This window comes from Ruegeria sp. A4, assembly GCF_056543025.1.
Genome location: NZ_JBQGAW010000010.1, coordinates 31,437 through 54,927 on the forward strand (window position 1 = coordinate 31,437; position 23,491 = coordinate 54,927).

Below are 23,491 nucleotides of genomic sequence, written 5' to 3' on the forward strand. Positions count from 1 at the left end.
CAGTCCAGGCGTGGCTGCATCCCGCAAGCCCAGACCAAATGCTGCGGAAATGACATGAGCGTATCGGCACCTTCGGACAAACTGGCCTTTCAGACCCGGTCGGCCCTGCTGGCCACGCTGGCGGTTCTTGCCTGCCTGTCCGTGTTTCTGATCAACGGCGGCCCGCTCTATTATTTCGACACAGGCAGTTATATCCGGCAGGGCAGCGTGGCCCTCAACAGTCTTCTGCCGCCGGTGAACGAAACCAGCACGACGGGTGGCACTTACACCGCAGATGACGACGGGACTGCAACCGGCTCCCGCTCGCTGATCTATGGCCTCATTATAGCTACGTTTTTTCGCGCCGACGCCCTTTACGCTGTTCCGGTCATCCATCTGGCTGCCACGCTTTTTGCGGTCTGGATGTTGGCGCGGACGGCGGGCCGGTCTCTGGGCGGTACGCAGAACACAATGCTGATGACCGCAATCCCGCTTCTGGCGGCGGCCAGCACCTCTTTGCCGTTTTACATCGCCTATATGATGCCGGACATATTCGCACCAATTTTCCTGATCGCGACTGCGGCGCTCACCGCCTTTGGGCAGACAATGCGCCTCTGGGAACTTTTTCTGATCTCAGGGCTGGCTCTGTTCTGCATTGTGCTGCATCCGTCGCATCTGGCGATCACAGGTCTGATGATCCCTTTTGTCGCCCTGACGGCTCTGGGTCGCAGGATGCCGGGGCGCTGGCGCGCAACGGTCCTGATGGTGATGCTCCTGACGCTTGCGGCGGCCGAACGCAAGGCCTTCCAGATTACCGTTGAAGCCCAGATGAACAAGGAAGTTGTCTATACCCCGCATATCACTGCGCGGCTAATCGTTGACGGGCCGGGGATGGACTATCTGAAGGATGTCTGCCCGGATGCAAGTATACCAACCTGCGCGCTGTATGAGGCGCTTTCATGGTCGGACGACCCTTACAGACTGACCGCATCCCATATCATTTTCGAGCGCTCTTCTCGGTTGGGATCGTTCCGTCTGCTGTCGCCGGAGAAGCAAAAACAAGTGGCGCTGGCACAGGGGGACTTTGCCAAGGCAGTCTTCCTGTCTAAGCCGATTGCGACGTCTTTCGCATTGGCCAAAAACGGCTATCATCAGATTATGCGCTACAGCATCACCATGACAATCCCGACGGATGTGGAATTGACCAACGCGCGCACGCTGGCCCGCCTCGACGAGGCGCAGTACGATTTGATTCAGAAAGGGAACCTGGCCTGGGACAGGGGCTGGATAGAAACGGCCGATATCGTGCACGGCGTGATCTATGCCGTCTCTTTTGCCTTTATCGTTTTCATTCTGCTGCGGCCGGGTAGTGTGTCGCGTGACATGAAGCTGTTTGCGCTGTTCATCCTGATCGGAATAGCGGTCAACGCTCTGGTCTGCGGAGGAGTATCACAACCCGCGGATCGTTACGGCGCGCGCGTGATGTGGTTGTTGCCCTTTACAGCCGCCTTTCTTTTCCTTGTTCAGCGCTCAGGCGCTTCGCGTATCATTGCCGGAGATCCTTCGTGAGTTCAGATCACCCCCTTTCCATCAGCGTGGTCATGCCGGCCTACAATGCCGAACATCTGCTGCCGCGCGTTTTGCCGCCATTGATTGAAATGCTGAATACCGGTCAGGTGCAGCAGGTTCTGGTGGTGGATGACCAATCCCCCGACGGCACCGCGGCGCTGGCACGGGAAATGGGCGCAACCGTTCTGACCACGCCCGTCAATGGCGGGCCAGGGGCTGCGCGCAACCTGGCCGCCCAGCAGGCCACGGGCGATATCCTGTGGTTCGTGGATTCCGATGTCATCGCCTGGCCGGACGGCCCGGACCATATTCGCCGGGCCATGTCCGAAGACAATGTGGGCGCCGTGTTCGGATCCTATGATGATGCCCCGGACGGGCAGGCCTGGTTTTCACGCTACAAGAACCTTCTGCACCGCTATCACCATCAGCGCGCCCGCCGCGAGGCGCGCACCTTCTGGGCCGGGTGTGGCGCCATCCGGCGCGACGTGTTTCTTGAAGTCGGTGGCTTTGATGTCAAAACCTATGAGGTGCCTTCGATCGAAGATATCGAACTGGGTTACCGGATCGCGGCCACCGGTCGCCGCATCCTGGTCGAGCCGCTTTTGCAGGGCAAACACCTGAAGGTCTGGACCATCCGCAACAGCCTGAGCACGGATATCTTCTGCCGCGCCTTGCCCTGGGCCCGGCTGATGATCTCGCGTGAGGGGTTGACCGATGACCTGAACACCTCGATGGCCGAGCGGGCACGGGCCGCAATCGCCGGGCTGTTGCTGCTGTCGCTTCTGGCCCTGCCGTTCTGGCCGGGAAGCTGGCCTTTGCCTTTTGTGTTACTGGCCGCGGCCTTTGTCGCCAATCTGGATCTGGTGCGCGCCATGTCCGGGCATGGCGGGCCGTGGTTTGCGTTCAAATGTCTGCTCTACCACCAGGTCTATTACGTCTATTCGGCCACCATCTATGTCTGGTGCCTGTTCGAATATCACATGCTGGGGCAAAAGCAGAAACTGCGTGTCACGCGGAACTAGAGACCCGCGTGGCGTGACCGGGTCTTGAAGACAATAATCAAAATTGCTTTGCTGGCAATTGTTCAAACGGTAATTTTTCGACCTGATCGAAACGTGGATTTCGCTCATGGACATAGAACGTGTCGTAGAGCGAGTTACGTACAAAATGATAGCCGTTGACAAACAGCAGTTCATTTAGCTCTGGTGTCGGGCGTTCAATTGTCATTGCTAGAAAACGGTATTTGTCGAAAGGAAAATCACGCAGTATCCGTGTTTCTGATCCTTCGACGTCCAAGCTGAAATAGTCGATTTCTTTTGGCGCCTTGTAACGATCGAATACCTCATCCAACGGCACCGCTTCAACTGTAACTACTTTACCTTTCTCCCGAAACTTGGCCAGTTTCGAGGCTCGGCGTTCGTTCATATTGTCGGCCTCATCTACCAGCAGGCTACTGCGTTGACCGTCAATCATGAATTCCAACTGGCCGGGTTCGGGGTCAACGGCCAACGGAACCGGAGTTGCCGTGCGCTGGTGCCAGTTGGTAATTCGGTGATAGTTGACGGGGTTTGGTTCGATCAGCAACCCGGTCCAGCCATAATGCTTTTCCAGAACAAACGTGTTGGAATCCGAAAATCCGTCAGCCGCGCCAAGCTCAACAAAGAAACCATTGCGCTTGCCATTATAAACTTCGTTGATCACCCACATATCCTGCCCCCGGTCCGAAACCCGTTTGGGCAAGTAGCCAAGATTCTTCATCGCAAAACGGCGACTTAAGTTTCGAGAGCTGACCACGCCGATATACGCAAAATAGGCAGGTTTCTGGAGGAACGGGTATGTTTCAACCAGTTTGGTAAGATTCTGCTTCATAAAGTTCTCCACTTAACAGCCCATTGTCATTGCCCGGGCAATTACATAATTCCACAGCTGCCGGCTATCTTAGTCCGACGACCCTCGCGATGTCCCACACTGGATACGGGGCCTCACGCGCACCGCGTCCGAAAATGATGTCAAACGGCACATGATAGACTGGTGCGATACTGATCGGCTGATCGGTATTGCGCAGATCGCTTTCGTAAATTGCGCTGTCCCGCGTCACCAGCACCCAGTCGTCGACCGTATCGCCAATTATGCTTTCACCAGGGTGCAACGGCGTATCTGTCGCTCGAATAAAATAATCCGCCGCAGTATCTTTAAGTGTTGGCATCCTGGCATGTACGTAAACCGACAGTGCCCCGGCCATGTAGCGTTCTTCTAGCTCTGCCTCTGTCCAGATGGGCGGGAAGGCCTCGTCGATCAGTGTCTGTACCGCGTTGATTTCCTCCGCATCGGGAAATGTCCCAGCTTCGACTTCGAACTTGATTCGATCGGCCAGATTTCGGGTCAGAGTGAAAGGGCGCAGCGTTTCAGGCCAGCTGATCCAGAGACTGACCGCCAACCCGCTCAATGCGCAGACAAGAGCTGGCGTAGGGGCCGCCTGAACCAGACGCAGACGCCAGAACACGATCAGCGGTATGATCATGGCAGGCGTGAAATGATGCGGCAGAATACGGTAGGCCTGTATATGAAAGAACAGAACATAGGCAATAACAGATAGCGTCAGCGCCTTGGACAACTTGTCTTGCCAAGGCCAGGCAAGCAAGGCCAAACCAGGCAAAATTCCGCTGGGTAACAACCAGAACAGAGTACGTTCAGTTTCAAATATCGTAATGAAGCGTAGGCGGTTTAAGATGCTGTCGGTATTGAACTCTGTGGACTGGTTCATCACTCCGAACCGCCCCAACAGCATTTCGAACAGCGATGCCAAAATCAGAATGGCCAGAGCAATCCCCCCTCCAATGATCACCTGTCGGATCGGAAAAGGGCGGGTTAGAAGAAAATAGGATATCAGAAAAAATCCGATTAGAAGAAGACCGTTCGGCGCGGTCAACAAACCCAGCGTTGATACAGCCGCCATCCAGCCGAATTTCTGTTCGCTAAAAAACAAGATATAGCCCAATACGCCCAGCAAGATCATCGGCTCGCGTGCCATAGGCAGAGCAATATCAGCAAAATACGGATTGTAAGATGGGTTGAATGCCATCACGAAAGAAAACAAAAGCAAGGCTAGGCCTAACCCAAGCACCGCCTGCATGCCGCCGTCTGTCTTGGCGGGGCGAACAAGGGCCAGCATAACGCCGAACAGGATCGAAATACCTGGCAGATAGGCAAGGCGAATAGAAACTTCATACGGCCCGAATATCCGCATAAACCCGGCTTGCATAAATGTCTCTGTCATCATTTTGGGGGTTGGGTACCCTCCGATTGCACCAGAGTCCGGAGGCCAGAATGGCAGGCCCCTGATAATAAACAGCATTGCGTTCAGAAAGCTGTGCGCGCCGTCGTCATTCAACACCTCCCAATAGAATTTCGGAGACATCAGCAACAGCACAGCCAGAGGTAGCAGGATCATACCGATAATATCCCAGCTTTTGCCCCGAAACATCTGTGGCTCAAAAAAATGTGCGGGGAACAAGTAAAGGCTCAGCAGGCAAAGCATCAGGATCAGTAAAATAAAGGCTGTTTCCGTCATCTGAATGCCACTGACAACCTGAACCAGCGCCGCAATAGCGGGGACACCGAACAGGGAAAGCGTAAACCCTTTAAGCAACCAGTGCTCAAACCGATCGCTGGGCGTGCGGACAGCCCATGCTAAAATCAGCCCCGGGGCCAAAAAGAGCGCGGAAGCGGACAAAGCGACCAACGGAACCCAGATGTAAAGAAACAACGCCTCATCCGTCACGAAATAAGGGGACGCTCCATCTGCCAAGGCAGCCTTTGCAGACAATGTTGCCGCAATATCCTGTCCGGCCAGTAAGATACCGGCCAATACAATAAGAAACAAAGAAAGGCGAAATACCATCACGTCTTATATAAACTCGTTAAATATAGTAGGTGAAAATTAACCGATGACGGATATCCCGTTGTCCTGCTGAATACCGTTCCTTTAAACCACCAACTTGTTGATAACATGCAAGTCATGTTGCTTTGTCAGTTTTTTCTGAATGAGTGAATTACACCTGCAATGCGACATCAATACGGCAAATTAAGCAGCATTGGCGATCCAGTGAAAACAAAAGGAGCAGGTTCAATATCCGGCGTCAGAGTTGGCCTCAGCGATGAGAAAGAAAAATCCTAGTCTGTTTTCAATGCCGGATTGCACAGATGACATCCTGCACGGGAACAGGCCTTGAATTGTACGCCGTGCAAGATCGCACGGCACACCCAATCTGTGAATCAGAGCAGGCGTGTACCGGATCACCAGCACTATCCTGGTCAGTGTCACCTCCGATTATCTGGCAGCGGAAAAACCGCTGATATGATCAATAACCCAGTTCAGAGCGCCGCTCTGTTACTAAGTTTGTCTGAAGACGTCTGGTTCTTTTTCTTGGGCTTAGCTTCAAACTCTTCATGATAAGAGCGCTCAACATTGACATCCCAGACGTCATGATCCTCGCCCAGAATATTGCGCGCGGCGTACATCGCCGACAGCATGGAATGATCCTGGTTGTTGTAGCGGTGCAGACCATTGCGACCCACGGTCTGGAAGTTTTCCAGCGTCTTCAGCCAGCCGCTGACCGTGTCCAGGGCGTCCTTGTATTCACTGTCATAGACCGGATAGGCCTTGGGCTGCCGGATAACCGCGTGGTCGATGACATCGCTGGCCTTGGCCAGACCCAGCTTTTCAAGCTCTTCACTGGCGAGATGCCTGAGATCCTCGTCACTTGACGACCACAACCCGTCACCTTTCTGGCAGAAATACTCCATCCCGATCGACGCGGTGTTCTGATCGGGCAGCATTTCCGCGGACCAGGCGCGGAAATTCTGGATGCGCCCCACCTTCACCTGCGGGCTGTGGATGTAGATCCAGTTGTCCGGGAACGGGTCCGCGTGATCCAGGATCAGGGTCACGATCAGGAAATCACGATACCGCAGACGGTCTGCCGCCTCGACCACCTCGGGTGGTGGCGGCGGATCAAAAGCATGGATCAGATCACGAACGGCCATCGAATTGACGAACTCTTCGCCCTCCACCCGCTCGGTGTGTTTTTCGCCATCTTCAGTCCAGTGGCGCACATCGATTGACGTGACGCGATTGCCATCACGGTTCACCTGGATCACTTCGGAATGGGTTTCGACCGAGCCCCCCTTTTCCCGGATCAGGTCGCGGGTCTTTTCCCACATCATGCCGGGGCCCAGGCGGGGATACTGGAATTCCTCGATCAGGCTGGCGGTGTCATTGGCCCCGGAAATCGCGTTCCAGACCGCCTTGGGCAGGGACAGGTTCTTGATCCGCTGCGCGGCCCAGTCGGCCCGGATTTCCGACGGCGGAATACCCCAGACCTTCTTGGTGTAGCTGTGGAAGAAATGCATATAAAGCCGCCCACCAAAGCGGTTGATGACCCATTCTTCGAACGTGTCTTCCTGCGGCTTGGGCCGCAGCTTCCATTTCACGAAGCTGCCGATGATCTTGTAGGTCTCGTAGGGGCCGATATTGCCCAAAGCGTTGAAGATACGCAGCGGGTAATCGTAGAATTTGTTGCGGTAGAAGATGCGGCTCAGGCGTTGCACGGTGATGAAATCATCCCCCATCACCTCGTGCCACATATCCTCGACTTCGCGCACCTTGGTGAAAAACCGATGCCCGCCAATGTCGAAGCGATAGCCTTTGTGCGTTTCGGTTCGCGAGATGCCACCAACCATGTCCGAGGCTTCGAACACCCGGGGAACATGCGTGTCGCTCAGTTTCTGAAGTTCATAGGCTGCTGTCAGCCCTGCCGGACCACCACCAATGACGACAACGGGAACAATATCTTTTTTCAAATCACTAACACCCATACCAAAACACTGACCTAAAGCTACAAGAGGTTATCCGAGATTCACAACAAAATCCTGTCAGTTCCCGAAACGGGGCTCCTGCGCTTTGAGTTCCACCCCTTCCGTGTAGAAAAATCAACCATCCGGTTTGACGAACCGCACTCGCGTCCTTCTTTTCAAATCGATGGCAGGCCCGAACCGGGTCGCCTGTGCCCAAAGCCGGTTCCGGCTTTGCGAAACCGACGGCCTTTCACACCGCCCGAAACAGCACGCGTTTTCCACAATGCCCTGAAACATAACGATGATTACTGACGGTCACAGCCAACCAAAACTCCCCGCCCGGAAGCGAAACATACATTGGATCCATACACCTCTTGCCCGGCGCCTGACCTGGACCATGACCGCTTTTTTCAGGCTGCGTCTGTGATGTCCTTCACTGTATCGGCGGACCGAAAGGGCGCATCAACAATGCTGTGACTTTTCTCGCATTGTGTATGGTTGAGCGTCAGAGCAACAGGGAATTCAGCGCCTCACGACTCGTGGCCTTGTGAATCTTGACAGGGTGGCAGCACTGCCGTCCTAATGCGTGCAAATGTTTGCAAAAGACCAGATACCCAGATCCGGGTTAAGACGAGTGTATTGGTAGCCAGTCTCGTTGTTAACGAGGGAGCGATTTTATGAAGTGTGTTATTCTGGCCGGCGGCTTGGGAACCCGGCTCAGCGAAGAAACCGTCAAGATTCCAAAGCCCATGGTCGAGATCGGCGGCAAACCGATCATCTGGCATATCATGAAAATCTACGCGGCTCATGGCGTCACTGATTTCATCGTCTGCCTGGGGTACAAAGGCTATGTCATTAAGGAATTCTTCGCGAATTTCTTTTTGCACAACTCGGACGTCACGATCGACCTGGCCAATGGCGGTCTTGAAATTGCAAACAGCAAGTCAGAACCGTGGCGCGTGACACTGATCGATACCGGAGACGGCAGCCAGACTGGCGGGCGACTTAAGCGGGTCATGCACCTTCTCAAAGAGGAAGAAGCGTTCTGCCTGACCTATGGCGACGGTGTTGGTGATATCAACATTCGTGCCGGGATCGATTTTCATCGGGCGCACGGCAAGCTTGCAACCGTCACAGCAGTTCCTCCGCCCCGCCGCTTCGGCCAACTCGAGCTCCAAAGCAACCAGGTTCTGAATTTCTCCGAGAAACCCGTCGGAGATGGTGGGCTGATCAATGGCGGGTTTTTCGTGCTATCCCCGAAAGTGGGCGATTACATTGACGGCGACAATACCGCTTGGGAACGCAGCCCCCTAATGAATCTGACACGCGATGGCGAGCTGATGGCCTTTGAACATAAAGGCTTCTGGCAGCCCATGGACACCATTCGCGAACGTCAGGAACTGGAAGAGCACTGGGCCACAGGCAACGCACCGTGGAAAATCTGGGAATGAGTGCGAGCGCGTTTTCTGGACGCAGGGTGCTTGTTACCGGGCATACCGGCTTCAAAGGCGCCTGGCTGGCTGCCTGGCTGTCCGAGGCAGGTGCGGAAGTCACTGGGTACGCCCTCGCCCCCGAGACGAAACCCAATCTCTGGACGTTGCTGAATCAAAGCAAAATACGGTCGGTCATCGGTGACCTGAATGATCGCGCGGCCCTGGACCGGATCATCGCGGAAACCGACCCTGAATTCGTCTTTCATCTGGCTGCGCAATCGCTGGTCCGCCGCTCCTATCGCACGCCGGTTGAGACCTTCGCCACCAATGTTCTGGGCACGGTTCAGCTTTTGGACGCATTGCGGGCCGCGCCCAACCTGCGCGCGGTGGTGGTCGCCACCTCGGACAAGGCCTATGAGAATGTCGAACAGGTCTGGGGCTATCGCGAAACCGATCCGATGGGCGGGCATGACCCTTATTCCGCATCCAAGGGCGCGACCGAGATTGCCGTCGCGGCGATGCGGCGCAGCTATTATGCGTCAGATGCGCACCCGACCCGGATTGCCAGCGCGCGGGCTGGCAACGTCATTGGCGGCGGTGACTGGGCCGAGGATCGGCTGGTTCCCGATATCGTGCGCGGCTGTCTGAGCGATGAAGGACGCGTCGTATTACGCTATCCCGGCGCAATCCGCCCTTGGCAACATGTTCTGGAACCTCTCAGAGGGTACATGATGCTAGCCCAGAAACTCGAACAGGACGCTGCCTTCGCAGTGGGCTGGAATTTTGGCCCTGAACGTGACGATGAACGCCCGGTTCTGGATGTAGCCCAGGCGGTCATCAAGGCGCTTGGGCAGGGCCGGATCGATATCGACACCCCGGCGGATACGCCGCATGAGGCCACAATGCTTCGGCTGGATGTATCGCAGGCGCGTGCAATGCTTGGCTGGCGCCCGGTCCTGAGCTTTGACGATACCGTCCGGCTGACGGCAGACTGGTATGCGGGCTGGGCCCGTGGTACCCCGGCGACCGAGCTGTGCCGCGCCCAGATTGCTGAATTCGAAACACTGAGCATGAGACAGGTATGACCGGCACGACCCATCCCACCTGCCGCAATTGCGGCGCGAACCTTGAGATGACACTTGTCGATCTCGGACTGTCCCCTCTGGCCAATTCCTATGTCGACCCCGCGAAAGTGGACAAACCGGACCCGGTCTATCCGTTGCACGCCCGCGTGTGCACCGAATGCTGGTTGGTTCAGGTGGATGATGTCGTACCGGCGGAAGAGATTTTTTCGACCGATTACGCCTATTTCTCCAGCTTCTCGGACAGCTGGCTGGCCCATTGCCGGGATTACGTGGAAAAAATGGTCAATCGGTTCGATCTGGGACCGGATGATCTGGTGATCGAGATCGCCTCGAATGACGGGTATCTGTTGCAGTATTTCGTCGAGAAAGGCATCCCGGTTCTGGGGATCGAACCTTCGGGCAGCGTGGCGGCGGCAGCCGAAGAAAAAGGCGTGCGCACGCTGGTCGATTATTTCGGCGAAGCGCTGGCCCAAAAGGTTGCCAAAACCGAAAAGCCCCCGGCGCTGATCGCATCGGCCAATGTGCTGGCGCATGTGCCTGACATCAACGATTTCGTTGCGGGCATCGCCACGCTTCTGACGGGTGATGCGGTTTATACGGTCGAGTTTCCGCACCTTCTGAACCTGATCAACGAAGTGCAGTTCGACACGATCTATCACGAACATTACTCCTATCTGTCGCTGCTGGCGGTGGAAAAGATTTTTACCAAGGCGGGCCTGCGTGTCTTCGACGTCGAGGAACTGCCCACCCATGGAGGTTCGCTGCGGGTGTTCGCCTGCCTTGAGGGTGCCAGCCATCCCGAAGGGCCCGGTCTGGCCAAGGTCCGCGCGGATGAGGCTGCGGCGCAGTTCGACCGGCCTGAGGGTTATATGAATTTCACCATTCAGGTCGAAGCGCTGCGCGACGGGCTGCTTGGCTTCCTGCGCGAAGCAAATGCCAGGGGGGACACCATTGCCGCCTATGGTGCCGCCGCCAAGGGCAACACGCTGCTGAACTATGCCGGGATCGGCCCCGACCTGATCTCTTACTGCGTTGATCGCAACCCGGCCAAGCAGAACACGCTGCTGCCCGGCAGCCATATCCCCGTGCACGGGGTCGAAGCCCTGCGCGAGACGCCGCCGGATTACGTGCTGATCCTGCCCTGGAACATCCGGGACGAGGTCACGGATCAACTGTCCGACCTGAAGGCGCACGGCACCCGCTTCGTGACCGCCGTGCCAGAGATCAGGATCAGCTGATGGCACGGGTTCTGCTGACGGGCGCAACCGGATTGATCGGGCGCGCGACAGCCACGGCTCTGACAGAGGCGGGCCACGAGGTGGTGACGCTGGGCCGCAACCCGGCAAGCGACATCACCTGCGATCTGCTGGACCCCGGTGCCACCACGACAGCCCTCGACGCCGCCCGCGCCAGCCATCTGGTGCATCTGGCCTGGCATGACGGCGCGCGCGACCGCTGGACTTCTGGGGCCAATCTGGACTGGATGGCCGCCACCCTGCATCTGGTGCGGGAGTTTGCACGCAAAGGAGGCCAGCGCGCGGTCTGCGCCGGAAGCTGTGCCGAATATGACTGGTCGGTACCGGAGCTGATCGAAACCAGCCCCCTGCGCCCCCGAACCCTTTATGGGGCGGCCAAGGCCGGGGCCGGCATGGCACTGTGCGCGGGGCAGAACGCGCTTGGCCTGTCCCTGGCCTGGGCCCGTATCTTTTTTGTTTACGGATCGGGCGAACCGCCGGGGCGGTTGTTCGGCGACCTGATTTCGAACCTCAAAGCGGGCCAACCCGTAGATTGCACCGATGGCCTGCAGGAGCGCGACTTCCTGCATGTCGACGATCTGGCACGCGCCTTGTTACGCGTGCTGAAAACTGATGTAACCGGCCCGGTCAATGTCGCCAGCGGCACCGCAATCCCGGTCCGAGACCTGATTGCAGAGGTGGCGAACCAGATGCACCGGCCCGATCTGATCCGCCTGGGCACCATCGCCCGCGCAGCGGACGATCCGCCCCGGCTGGCGGCGGACGTGACCCGGTTGCGGGACGAGACCGGTTTTATGCCACAATATGACATCACCTCTGGCGTGGCCGACATTCTCAGATTCGAAGGGGGACAGACGTGAAGAAATTGCTTGTCCCCCGCAAGAAATCTTTCATGCGCTTCGCTATGGTCGGAGTATTGAACACGGCGTTCGGCTATGCGCTCTTCACCATTCTCAATCTTTCTGGCCTACCCCCGCAAGTCGCGTTGGTGATCTCGTTTTCCGGTGGCGTTCTGTGGAATTTCATGACCCATGCGCGCCTTGTGTTCGATACCAAGGGCCTCGGTCGGTTGCCATTTTATTTCCTGTCCTATCTGGCGGTTTATGCATTCAATGCCCTGTCTTTGGAGGTCCTGCTGTCCGTGGGATTTCAACCAATCATTGCGCAGGGGATGATCGCCCTTCCGGCCGCAATCTTGGCCTTCATCCTGATTTCCCGGGTGCTGACAGATCGCTTTCCATGGCAACAGGAGGTGTGAAAAATGCTCAAATATAAAATTCTGGCTCAATAGCCACTGACGACCAAACTGACCATGGAGTCTGAAATTTGACATAAGTACTGTACCGCGAGGATAGTTAACTAATGCGTCTTTACCTTGCCGATCTCGGCCATAACCTCGTTACCGCGACATCGGACACCTACCCATTGGGCGTTGGAAATCTTGCGACCTATGCCCAGGCTCATGCAAAAAGCCCGACACCGATCGAGGTCGCGATCTTTCGTGATCCGCAGGAATTCAAAGCGGCCGTCGACACAGCTCCGCCCGATGTGGTCGGCTTTTCCAGCTATTCCTGGAACCACCATCTGGCCCTGTCCTTTGCCAACTACATCAAGGCGGTCAATCCCAACAGCCTGACCCTGATGGGCGGCCCCAACTTCCCGCTGACCGAAGAAGAGCAGGACAGCTGGATCCGGACCATGCCGCAGATCGACATGCATGTGCGTGGCCCCACGTATGAGGGCGAGCGCGCGTTCCTGAGCACGTTGCAACGGTTCATCGATGTCGGTGCCCGCCGCGAAGGCATGTGGGAGGAAGCCGTCGATGGCGCGCTTTATGTGCACCCTGAAACCGGAGAGATTCTGCGCGGGGACGAACCGCCCCGCATCCGTGATCTGGACGAAATCCCCTCGCCCTATCTTGCCGGGTTGATGGACAAGTTCTTTGACACCGGCCTGTTTGCACTGATGCAGTTGGCCCGTGGTTGCCCGTTCACCTGTGCCTTCTGCAACTCGGCGGTCAAATCGAACTCGAAAGTCTTCCGCCATTCGTTTGAGCGGACCAAGGCCGATCTGGATTACATCGTGGCCCGCATCAACCATGCCAGCCCGCTCTGTTTCGCGGATGACAATTTCGGCATGTACGTGCAGGACGAAGAGGTGGCCGATTACCTGGGCCATCTGATGGAACGGTACGACTGGCCGAAATACATCCGCACCACCACGGGCAAGAACCGCGGCGACCGGATCATCAAGGTGATGCGCAAAGCCAAGGGCCGGTTGCCGATGACCTCGTCGGTTCAGTCTCTGAATCCGGAAGTTCTGAAGAACATCAAACGCGACAATATCAGCTTGGACACCTATGCCGAGGTACAGCAGGAGCTGCATTCAAAGGGCATGCAATCCTATGGCGAGCTGATCCTGTGCATGCCGGGTGAGACCAAGGAATCCTTTATGGATGCTGTCGACAAGCTGATCGAAACCGGTGTCAGCCGGGTGGCGGCACACCAATTAATGCTGCTGCATGGCGCGCCACTGGCCAATCCTGACAGCCGCGAGAAATTCGGGTTCAAAACCCTGCACCGGGTCGTTGCCCGATGCCTGGGCAAATATACCGGCCCAACCGTGGTCGAGACCGAGGAAATGGTGGTCCAGTCCGAGAATTTCTCGTTCCAGGATTATCTGGATACCCGTGTTTTCCATCTGCTTCTGACAATCTTCTATTATGAAGACAATTTCGAAGAAGCCTTCCGGCTGGCGCGTTCTCTGGACATCCGACCGTTCCAGATCATCAAACATATGCAAAAGATTCTGGATCAGGCACCGGAGCCATTCCGCAATGCATTGGCTGGTTATCTGGAAGAGAACCAGGCTGAGCTGTTTGAAACCCGCGTCGATTGCGTGGCTTGGGCGCAGGACAATTACGATGACCTGATCAGCGGTGAACTGGGGGGCAATCTGCTCAGCAAATACTCGATGATTGGCCGGTTCATTGTACTGGACGAAGCGCTTGTTTTCCTGAAGCGGGCCATCTCAGACCTGCTGGATGAAGGTGATCACGAAGCTCATGCGATGCTGGATACAATCATCAACTACTACAGTGCCGTGATGCTGCATGTGCCCTTCTCGGAAACTCTGGAGCACGAACCGATCTGGAGCTCATCCTTTGATGTCGAGGCCTGGCGGAACTCGGGATATGAGGGCGCCCTGACCGATCATCAGTTCGACGCGCCACGCAAATTCCAGACGCAGGTCGACCCACGCGTTAAAACAACTCTGCTGTCACGGATCGAAACCTTTGGCGAGCATGCCTCGGGGCTCGGCCGGTTTACACGAACGATGTTTGCCAATGATTTCCGGCGCGACTTCGTGACAGGCGAAAACCGGCATGCAGCCGAATAGGCCCCGGGCTTATTCCCCATCCCCCAGATAGACAACTTCACGGCCCGGGAAGGCCGCGATGATGTCTGCGTTCTGCTCGGGCCCCATGTCACGCAGGAAAATCGGTTTGCCCTCGGGCAGGAACGGATCGTTGAGATAGAGTGCAGACCCGATATCGCCCTGTGTCGAAACAAAGACCAGAGCGTTTCCAAGCCCGGCAGCCTGCCGCCGTATGTCACCGGTATAGCCACCATACCCATTGTATTTCGACACCCCCCGCCATGGGGTGAAGCTGACAACAGACACCGCACACAGCAATAGGATGACGCACTGCAGGCGGCCACGATGCCGTTCGGGCAACCGGTCCCGGACGGTCTCGATCCCGGCCGCCGCCAAAGCCAGCGCCGGCAACAAAGCCGTATGCCAGTAGCGCGGCCCAAGATAGAACGTGCCCGTAAACCAGTAAAAAAACAGGGCCCCCACAAGGATCGCGAACACCACCAGCATGGCCCGGTCGAACCCGGTCAGTTTCCTGCCCCATATGAACGCAATCCAGACCGGAACCAGGGACCCGAATGTCCAGCCCAGAAGTTCGTAATTGAGCGCTGCAAAACCATTGATCAGATTCAGCAGACCCTCGGCCGGGCTATGCCCGACCCAGATGTCGAGCGCGCCCCAGCTCTCGGCCGGTGGCCCTACATTGGGACCAAACCCATAGGCATTCTGCGTGTCGGGCCATAACCGGCTCAGGTAATCCGCTTGCGGGGTCAGCAGCGCGTCTCCGGTGATCATCAGGTTGAGCAGCAAAAAGACCCCACCCGACAGAACACCGCCCAAGGCGCAGGCGATCACCTGTCCGATCCCCCCCGGCAGGCGCCGCAGCAACCACAGGCCGGTCAAAACGCTTATGATCAACCCATCAAGCTGTCGGGTAACAAAGGCCCAGCCCAAAGCCAGACCTGCAACAAGCGCAAGCAAGACATCCCTGCGCGTTGACCCCTCTCCGGCTCTGAGCAGACACCACCATCCCAGCAGCACCATCACCAATGTCGTGGAATGTGCCATCAGCGTGCCCCCGACGGCGAGCACCCAGGGCGACGTGGCCATCAGCAACGCCACCAGATCGGCCCGTTCGCGACTGACGGCACGGCACACGATGCCATGCGCCAGCCAGACAGAGATCCCGGTCAGCACGGGGTTGACCAGCCAGGGCACCCCGGCCAGCACGCCCAGGCTCAGAACGATGGCCCAACCCTGTGCCGGCACGCCGATCCACTGATCGCCGCGAATGTCGAACAGATAGTATTCCAATGCGGGCTGCGCCGCTGCGGGGGGGGCCGGGCTTCCGAGGACGCCCGCAGCAAAGGTACGCGCCTGAAACAGATATGCCACCTCATCCTCGACATGAGGCACGCGGTCGAACGCCGCCCAGGCCAGAGCCGCGCTGGCCAGCGTTGCAAAGACCGCCAGAGCAGCCACCGGGATACGTGGCATGCGATCGGGACCTGCCACGGCGAACATGGCGACCAGCGTGGCCATCTGGACAAGAGATAATGCACCGCCAACACCTATCTGCAATCCGAAGGCCATGTAATAGCCGTAGGCCACATAGGGTGTTGCGGACAGACTGAAAACCGCGACCAGAACCATCAGAAGAAACAGGCGAACAATCCCCGCCCCGGCGAAAAGTCCCCTGACAGCCTCCCGGCCTGCAGGACGCATCAGAACAACACACGTCAGCACCGCCTGTGCGGCCAGTATCATCAGCATGATCAGGTTTTCAGGTGGAGTGGTCGAGATATCCAATCTCGGGAACCAAAGGGGTTGGGTCAGCCATAGCCGGGCCGAACCGCCCAGAAGAAGGAGTGCACCCAGAACGCCGAAAAGAACCTGCGCCTGCGCCCAGAAAATACCCAGAAACAGCAGCGAAATGATAAACACGCTAGTAAACCACACGCGAAGCTCAACCAGCGTGGCATTGGTGACAGCAGTGTCGGCAGCCAATGCGGGTCCGGTACAGATGGCAAATCCCAGTGCCAAGCAGCCCCAAAATCCCCGGTTTGTCGGAACAATCACACCATATGCTCGTCTTTGACAATCGCCGGGTCTCTTGCGGGACCTTCGATATTGATGCGTTCCTGTTCAGTGACGATCGGACCACCCCGCACCTGATTATGGATCGAGGTTATGTATTCCCCCAACATGCCGATAAACAGCATCTGAATGCCCGAAAGGAAAAACAGGGAAACGATAATGGTTGTTGTCCCGCGTGGTACCTGATCGGGGTTAATGAAAAACAGCACTGCGGAAATAAGAGAAAACAGAATACAGGCAGCGGCAATCACTAACCCGCTGATCGTGCAGAAACGCATAGGCGCGCGCGTAAAGGAAAAGATTGCGTTAAGTGCCTGATCCGTCAATGCCATCAGGCTGTGCTTGGTCAACCCGCTTCTCCGCGCTTGCCAGACATAAGGTTTGATGATCCGGCGAAAACCACAACTTGCGATGATACCGCGGATATAGGGGTAGTGATCCTTGTGTGCCAGAACCGCCTTCAACACTTTGCGGTCGATCAGTTGAAACTCTCCGACAGACGGCTCCAACCACACATCAGATAACCCGTTGACAATTCGATAAAAGATGCCGCGCATATTGCGCATAACAAACCCTTCTTCACGGATGCTGCGAGCCCCAGCGACCACGTCATATCCGCTTTCCCACAATTCGACGAATTCAGGGATCAACTCGGGCGGATCCTGTAGGTCAACAGGCAACATGACGACGATCCCGTCACCGGTCGCATAACGAAGCCCGTTGAAGGTTGAGCGGAACACCCCAAAATTTCGGGCATTGACCACTACCTTCACGTCCTGATCCTGTGCTGCAATCTCGCGCAAGATGTCCACAGTTCGGTCAGAAGAGGCATTGTCGATAAAAATATGCTCGCGCCTGTAGCCCGGCAGTTCCTTGTCGAAAATCGCCTTTACGGTCTCATAGCAATGCGCCACATTATCTTCTTCATTGAAGCATGGCGATACAATGGAAATTGTTTTCATATCTTCATTTAACATCAGTTGGCACCGCTTACCCCACCAATAACCGGGTATAATCATACCATCCCGCGAAGATCAGGATTCGCCAACACTTAACCCGCAGGAATGATATGAAATAATGCGCGCATATCACCACAGAGGTGTGGCAAAATCATTTTTTCGTAGCAACAATACCCTGCGGCTATTGTTTCCGTTAAACCGACGTCCGCTATTATTTCACGTGATTGTAAGTAGGCAAGACGCAGATGAACCGTAAACTACGAAATTCACTCTTCAAACTTCACACCTGGCTGGGGCTTCATCTATCACTCTTTTTCGCGTTCATGTTCCTTACTGGCACTTTGCTGGTTGCCGGGTTCGAACTTGAATCAATCGGCCGCCCGGACATCTGGACCACGATCGACAAGGAAGAGCGCACCGCCAGCTTCGGCATGATCTATGACGGCATCAAAGAGACCCACCCCGAGAGTGGCATTTTTCTGATGATCAAGCGTCCAACCCCCTGGTTTGCGGATCGCACTTTTGGTCGCACGGGCTGGGGAGAGAATGTCAGTTTCTGGACAGACCCGGTAACCGGTACTATCGTCGGTGAGACGCGGCCCAATGGGTTTCGCGATATCCTACGGGACTTGCATGATACCTTTCTGACCGAGAAACGGGTCGTGTTCATGCTGGTCAGCGCCACATCCGTGATCCTGCTGTTTCAGATCATCAGCGGCCTCACTACTTATAGGCGGTTCTGGAAAGGGTTTTTTCGCTGGCCCAGCCGCGCTTCCGGATTGCGCGCATGGGCGGGCAGCACACACCGGCTGACAGCTCTATGGTCAGCGCCACTCCTGATTTTGACCGCCGTGACCAGTTTCTATTTCCTATTGGGCAGCTTGGGGTTCGAAGGCACCCAACCACAGCCCAAACCACCCGTCCCACGTGAAACCGTCCTGCCAGCCAATTTCGGTTCAGACCTTATCGATCAGGCCGAGGCCAGCGCCCGCGACGCGCTACCCGGGTTCGAGCCGTTCATCATGTTCCTACCAGATAAACCAACTGGTTCTTTCGGGTTCACCGGACATGTCGCAGGGCATTCGGTTTTTTTTGGACCAAGTAACGTATCGATTGATCCCGTGACGCTTGAGGTTCTGGGAGCTTACACCCCAAGCGAGGTTAGCGGGCTCGCCTACTGGAAGCCTTTGATGAACATGCTGCATTTCGGCACCTGGGGTGAGGCATATTCGATGGCGCTGTGGATCGTCCTCGGGCTGATTACGACCTGCCTCGCCATCACCGGTGCTTTGATTTTTGCAGGCCGACTTGCCCCCGAAGCGGCGCATCTCGGTCCGATCAGGCGGATCTGGCGAGGCATGGGATGGACCCGGTGGGCGTATTTGCTGCTCATGATGGGTATTATAGCGGTTGCTGTTCTCCGCTTCGGCCCCGGATCCCATTCTAAAACCAGCGCGTTTGCAGTTGATGCGCCGCCCTCGGCGGTCTGGATGCTCATGCACGCACCACTCAGACGTGACACCCCCCTGGATATCGAATTGCGGATCAGCGAGCCCGATGTCGAAACCGTATCCATCGAATTCAATGGGAAGGAGGTGCAGCCGCTTGAGTTCATGCAAACAGGCGAGACTGCCATAGCATCTTTTCAGCTACTGCCCTCGGACATGGAAAACACCATCGTTGCCCATCTGCAAAAACCGGATACGGACACAAGAACCGCCACCTTCCGCCTGGGACGACCCCTGTGGTAAGCGAAGCCCCGCCGCCTTTAATCAACCGGGATACTCAGCCCGCCGGGTTGTGTATCCTGCAAACCTGTTCCTTCTTCTCCCTCGGTGGGGGCATTCAACGCCATATCAACGACCTCAGCACCTCTCTGATGGCACACGGGCACAAGGTAATCAAAGCCGGAACCCCCGGAAAAGCCACTGCCCCCGAGGATGGCAGTCTGTTTTTGCCCTTGCGGTTCGACCGTGTCAGCGATCACGCTGCCAACGGCCAGCTTGGCCTTGTGACGCGGCTTTACTGGCTGGCACGTTCGGCCCTGACCCTGCGGCGGGCGCTCAAAGACCATAAGGTCGATATCATCCATGCGCATGAGACCGCCCCGCTTCTGACGGCTCGTCTGGCCAGTCTGGGAATGGGAATTCCCATTGTGATGACCTATCACGGCTCGTCGCCCGACCGTCTCAACGCGGTGGCCCGCGCCTGCCGGCAGCAAGCCGATCTGGCGATCTGCCCCAGCGAAACCGTCATGCAATCCCTGCTGGAACGCCAGGTCGACCCCGGCAAGGCACGGGTGATGCTTTTGGGGGTGCGCCCCAACCCGCCCGCCGATCCGAAAGCCGCGGATGCCCTGCGGCGTGAACTGTTGGGCGAAGATGGCACACATCTGGTTCTGTCCTTGTCTCGTCTGGATCACCAGAAGGGCCTCGACGCGATGATCGAAGTGGCCCGGCGTGTGCGGCGGGATCTGCCCGGTCTGCGGATCGTCGTCGGGGGCGAAGGCGTGCTGCGCGGCCAGGTCGAAGCCTGGGCTGAACAGGCCGGCGTTTCCGACATCATCCGTTTCCCCGGAGTGATCTCGGATGTCGCCACCTATCTCGCGGCCTCGGATCTTTATATGCTGACCTCCCGGTGGGAGGCCCTGCCGATTTCAATTGTCGAGGCGTTCCGCGCCGGGCTGCCGGTGATCGCCACCGATTGCGGCGGTGTGCGTGAATTGGTGGATGGCGATGTCGGGCGTCTGTGTGCGGTCGATGATCTTGATGCCCTGTCTCAGGCGCTGCGCGATCTTTGCACCGACCGCGCCGAATATGACCGGCTAAGCGCCAATGCCACGGCGCGCGGTGCAGAAGACAGGTTCTCGCCAGCCCATGTGCATAGCGGGTTTGAAAAGCTGTATCGGCAACTGGCCGGGCGGGGATAACCCCCGATCAGCCCGCCGCGCCGTTCTCGAAAGCACCAGCTTCCAAGGCATGGGCCAGATCGGCCCGCCCTGCACGATGCGCGGCCTGCGCAAAAGCCGCGCCGAACCGGCCCAATACCTGATCTTCACGCCAGAGCGTCTCAAACCCCTGCCGCGCCGCTGCGGCCATCTGATCCCGCGCGGCACCTCCGTTCTGAAAACGGCGCATGGCTGCGATCAGATCATCTTCGGTTTCGAACAGTTCCCCGCCCCCTGCCCGCTCGACGATCTCGGGGAACGGACCCAGCCGCCGGGCGATCACCGGCGTGCCCAGCCGGAAGCTTTCGATCAGGATGATGCCGAAGGTTTCATAACAGACCGAGGGCACGATCAGCCCCAGTGCGCCACGATAGTAAGCGTTCAACTCGTCCGGCGTCTTGCGGCCCAGGAATTTGATCCGGTCATTGCCTGCGGCCTGTGCCTTCAACTCATCCGCATAATCGCCATCACCCAGGATCAGCAGATCCGCGGCGGGATAGCGGTCAAAGGCCGGGAACACATCCTGCAACCCCTTGATCTTTTCCAACCGCCCGACAAACAGGAAATAGGGGCGGTCATGCGCCGCCGGTTCCGGCAAGGCGCTCTGATCCAGGTCGGGCAGGAAATAGGGCAGCACCTGCATGTCCTGCCGCAGGCCGAATTCACGATGTTTGGCGCGGCTGAATTCGCTTTTGGCAATGATCAGATCCATGTGATCCAGCGCCCGGTCCAGCGCACCGGTATACCGCCACAGCTGCGGTGGACGCTTGTGCTGCAACACGCAGCGCAGGCACTGGCGCTCATCGCACAGCTCGCGCCCATGCCGCCACAGAACATGGGTGGGGCAGACCAGCCAGTGTTCATGCGCTTCATAGATTTTCAACCCCTCGCCCATCGGCAACAGGCCGGGGCCGCCGATCAGGGATGTGTTGTTGTGCCAGATGATATCCGGCTTCCGCTCGGCCAGTAACTCGCGGATGCGGGCAGCATGGACAACCGGACGGCCCAGTTGCTGGGTCAGCAGGTTCGACATCACGCCATTGCGGCTGCGCAGCCCGACCCGCCGCACCCCGTCAGGGGTGCCTTCGGGCTGCGGTTTGCCGCCCAGAATCAGATAGCTGTCTTCGTCATGCACCACCGTCACGTCATGCCCGCGCGCCACAAGCGCCCGCGCCATGCGCTGAATGCCGATGGCGTCACCGCCAAAGGAATAGGGGGGATAAAATGTGGTGAACATCAAAATGCGTAACGATTTCATCTATCTCTCAATTCCTTGAGTGTCAGCCGCAGGCAGGTGCCCGCCTTGCGGCCCAAGCATCGAAACCAGCAGGCGCAGCCTGTCCCGCTGGAGCAGAAAAGCCAGCAAACCATAGGCCAGAACACCCGTCACCGTGCCGGCAAGTAAAAGCAAAGCCGGAGACAGGCCGTCCAGTTGCCACACGACCCCCTGCACTGCCGCCACCATCCCCCCTGACAGCAGAAGCGGCGCAAGATGCTGCCGCATCAAAGCCGGCCCGGACAGCCCGGCAATATGCCCCAGATTGGCAAATTTGAGCGGCCAGACCAGCAGAAAGACAGCCACAAAACCGGCTGTGACGACCGGCAACCCATACGGGGCCAGCACCACAATCACCCCCGCCGCCAGCGCCACCTCGACCCAGGACAGAACCGCCAGACGACCGGGCTGACCGGCCGCCAGACAAAAGGTCTGCTGCACCTTTTCGGCACACAGATACATGCCAAACACCGACATCAGGCTCAGGACCGGAGCCGCCGGAGCCCATTTCTGACCGAACAGCAGCACCAGCGCCGGTTCCGACAGAACCGCCAGCCCGGCAAAGGCCGGAAAGGCCAGAAACCCGGTCAGGCGCATGACGTCGATCAGCAAATCCGTCGCCGGACCACCATCGCGCGCCGCCGCACCAAAGGCAGGCTGCGCCACGGTGCGCAGCGGTGTGATAATCAGGAACGAGGCGGTCTCGATCACGCGCCAGGCGATTGCATAATACCCCGCCGGAACCGGCCCCAGCATCGCGCCGATGATCACCGCAGGCGATTGCACCGCAGCCAGTTCCGCCGCGCGCAGGCCCAGAATCCGGTGACTGAAATGCAAGACCCTGCGCATATGATCCCGCGACGCATGGAATGCCGGGCGCCAGGAGACCGCCCCCCAGGCCATCACGATATTGGTGGCCGTCATCGCCAGCCGCTGACCGACCAGGCTCCAGACCCCGTATCCCGCCAGCGCCATGCCAATGCCCACGACCCCTCCGACCGCCGCGCCGAGCGCTGCACGGATGGCCAGAACACGGAACCGCATTTCCCGGCGCAGGATCGCAACCGGCACCGCCGTCAGTGAAATCATCAGCACCGTTGGGGACAATCCGATCAACAATTCGCGCGCAACCGGCTCATTGTAGAAATATGAGACCGGCCCCGCCCCCAGATACAGCGCAACCGTCAACATACCCCCCAGCAGCGCCAACAACCAGAAAACCGAGTTCAACCGCTCTGGTGACAGCGCCTCATGGGTCAGCAGAATGTCGGAAATCGTTTCGCGCACCAGGAATTCGGAAAACAGCACAAAGGCTGCAACCATCGCCAGAAGACCAAAGGCCTCGACCCCTAAAATACGGGCAAGAATGGCAAAAATGATAAAATTGAACGCCTGCTCGATCCAGATACCGGCCGACATCCAGGCAACTCCGCTGCTGAAACTCTGCCGCCCTGACATCCGTTTCCTTCCTGCTGCCCGCCCCCTGCCAAGTGCCGATGGACACATGGCTCAAACACTCACACCTGTTGCGCACAGTATGCGCAATTGCAAACTTGACGCCTTAACGGTCGAATTTGGTCAAATTTATTGTCTATGTTCAGTCTGTACGTGTTCGAATACTATACGCAATACAGGGAATTATGCCCGTCATGTTCCAGG

The 23,491-nt window shown here is 57.5% G+C and carries 17 protein-coding genes; 10 read left to right on the forward strand and 7 right to left on the reverse strand.

Going from position 1 to position 23,491, the window contains the following annotated elements; genetic code table 11:
* Positions 1-54: 54 nt before the first annotated feature.
* The gene (locus tag ACR0E2_RS18730) at positions 55-1,548 is read left to right on the forward strand and encodes a hypothetical protein (RefSeq protein ID WP_480447502.1); all 1,494 of its coding nucleotides are present in this window, start codon (positions 55-57) and stop codon (positions 1,546-1,548) included.
* A complete protein-coding gene (locus ACR0E2_RS18735; protein WP_171172400.1) occupies positions 1,545-2,570 on the forward strand; it encodes a glycosyltransferase family 2 protein in 1,026 nt (341 codons plus the stop codon). Before ACR0E2_RS18730 ends, ACR0E2_RS18735 begins: the two co-directional genes overlap by 4 nt.
* A 37-nt stretch (positions 2,571-2,607) precedes the next feature.
* Here the strand turns inward: ACR0E2_RS18735 and ACR0E2_RS18740 are convergent, their stop codons facing one another.
* The 3 genes from ACR0E2_RS18740 to ACR0E2_RS18750 form a co-directional block, all read right to left on the reverse strand.
* A complete protein-coding gene (locus ACR0E2_RS18740) occupies positions 2,608-3,417 on the reverse strand; it encodes an FkbM family methyltransferase (RefSeq protein WP_171331822.1) in 810 nt (269 codons plus the stop codon).
* Between the two features lie 64 nt (positions 3,418-3,481).
* The gene (locus ACR0E2_RS18745; protein ID WP_480447504.1) at positions 3,482-5,449 is read right to left on the reverse strand and encodes a hypothetical protein; all 1,968 of its coding nucleotides are present in this window, start codon (positions 5,447-5,449) and stop codon (positions 3,482-3,484) included.
* 473 nt (positions 5,450-5,922) lie between these two features.
* Positions 5,923-7,410 carry an NAD(P)/FAD-dependent oxidoreductase gene (locus ACR0E2_RS18750; protein ID WP_480447505.1) on the reverse strand — a complete coding sequence of 496 codons (1,488 nt, stop codon included), beginning with the start codon at positions 7,408-7,410 and terminating at the stop codon, positions 5,923-5,925.
* 671 nt (positions 7,411-8,081) lie between these two features.
* On the opposite strand from ACR0E2_RS18750, the gene rfbF reads away from it, so the two are divergent.
* The 6 genes from rfbF (at position 8,082) to ACR0E2_RS18780 (ending at position 14,577) form a co-directional block, all read left to right on the forward strand.
* Positions 8,082-8,855, forward strand: coding sequence for a glucose-1-phosphate cytidylyltransferase (gene rfbF, locus ACR0E2_RS18755; protein WP_171331819.1), 774 nt, complete (start codon positions 8,082-8,084; stop codon positions 8,853-8,855).
* Complete coding sequence (gene rfbG, locus ACR0E2_RS18760; protein WP_480447507.1) at positions 8,852-9,922, forward strand: CDP-glucose 4,6-dehydratase; 1,071 nt, start codon at positions 8,852-8,854, stop codon at positions 9,920-9,922. Before rfbF ends, rfbG begins: the two co-directional genes overlap by 4 nt.
* Positions 9,919-11,160 carry a methyltransferase domain-containing protein gene (locus tag ACR0E2_RS18765; protein ID WP_480447508.1) on the forward strand — a complete coding sequence of 414 codons (1,242 nt, stop codon included), beginning with the start codon at positions 9,919-9,921 and terminating at the stop codon, positions 11,158-11,160. Before rfbG ends, ACR0E2_RS18765 begins: the two co-directional genes overlap by 4 nt.
* Complete coding sequence (locus ACR0E2_RS18770; protein WP_480447509.1) at positions 11,160-12,038, forward strand: NAD-dependent epimerase/dehydratase family protein; 879 nt, start codon at positions 11,160-11,162, stop codon at positions 12,036-12,038. Before ACR0E2_RS18765 ends, ACR0E2_RS18770 begins: the two co-directional genes overlap by 1 nt.
* Positions 12,035-12,436 carry a GtrA family protein gene (locus ACR0E2_RS18775; protein ID WP_480447510.1) on the forward strand — a complete coding sequence of 134 codons (402 nt, stop codon included), beginning with the start codon at positions 12,035-12,037 and terminating at the stop codon, positions 12,434-12,436. The genes ACR0E2_RS18770 and ACR0E2_RS18775 overlap by 4 nt, the downstream gene beginning before the upstream one ends.
* Positions 12,437-12,540: 104 nt before the next feature.
* Complete coding sequence (locus ACR0E2_RS18780; RefSeq protein ID WP_171331814.1) at positions 12,541-14,577, forward strand: B12-binding domain-containing radical SAM protein; 2,037 nt, start codon at positions 12,541-12,543, stop codon at positions 14,575-14,577.
* Positions 14,578-14,586: 9 nt separating this feature from the next.
* On the opposite strand, the gene ACR0E2_RS18785 is transcribed toward ACR0E2_RS18780, so the two are convergent.
* Both ACR0E2_RS18785 and ACR0E2_RS18790 read right to left on the reverse strand, forming a co-directional pair.
* A complete protein-coding gene (locus tag ACR0E2_RS18785; RefSeq protein WP_480447511.1) occupies positions 14,587-16,632 on the reverse strand; it encodes a hypothetical protein in 2,046 nt (681 codons plus the stop codon).
* Positions 16,629-17,612, reverse strand: a complete 984-nt coding sequence (locus tag ACR0E2_RS18790; RefSeq protein WP_171331846.1) for a glycosyltransferase family 2 protein — start codon at positions 17,610-17,612, stop codon at positions 16,629-16,631. Before ACR0E2_RS18790 ends, ACR0E2_RS18785 begins: the two co-directional genes overlap by 4 nt.
* A 242-nt stretch (positions 17,613-17,854) precedes the next feature.
* On the opposite strand from ACR0E2_RS18790, the gene ACR0E2_RS18795 reads away from it, so the two are divergent.
* Complete coding sequence (locus ACR0E2_RS18795) at positions 17,855-19,360, forward strand: PepSY-associated TM helix domain-containing protein (RefSeq protein ID WP_480447512.1); 1,506 nt, start codon at positions 17,855-17,857, stop codon at positions 19,358-19,360.
* Complete coding sequence (locus ACR0E2_RS18800; RefSeq protein ID WP_480447513.1) at positions 19,354-20,538, forward strand: glycosyltransferase family 4 protein; 1,185 nt, start codon at positions 19,354-19,356, stop codon at positions 20,536-20,538. Before ACR0E2_RS18795 ends, ACR0E2_RS18800 begins: the two co-directional genes overlap by 7 nt.
* A 7-nt stretch (positions 20,539-20,545) precedes the next feature.
* Here ACR0E2_RS18800 and ACR0E2_RS18805 read toward each other — a convergent pair whose 3' ends face one another.
* Together ACR0E2_RS18805 and ACR0E2_RS18810 are read right to left on the reverse strand one after the other, a co-directional pair.
* A complete protein-coding gene (locus ACR0E2_RS18805; protein WP_480447514.1) occupies positions 20,546-21,793 on the reverse strand; it encodes a glycosyltransferase in 1,248 nt (415 codons plus the stop codon).
* Positions 21,794-21,814: 21 nt separating this feature from the next.
* The gene (locus tag ACR0E2_RS18810; protein ID WP_171331809.1) at positions 21,815-23,251 is read right to left on the reverse strand and encodes a lipopolysaccharide biosynthesis protein; all 1,437 of its coding nucleotides are present in this window, start codon (positions 23,249-23,251) and stop codon (positions 21,815-21,817) included.
* Positions 23,252-23,491 lie beyond the last annotated feature (240 nt).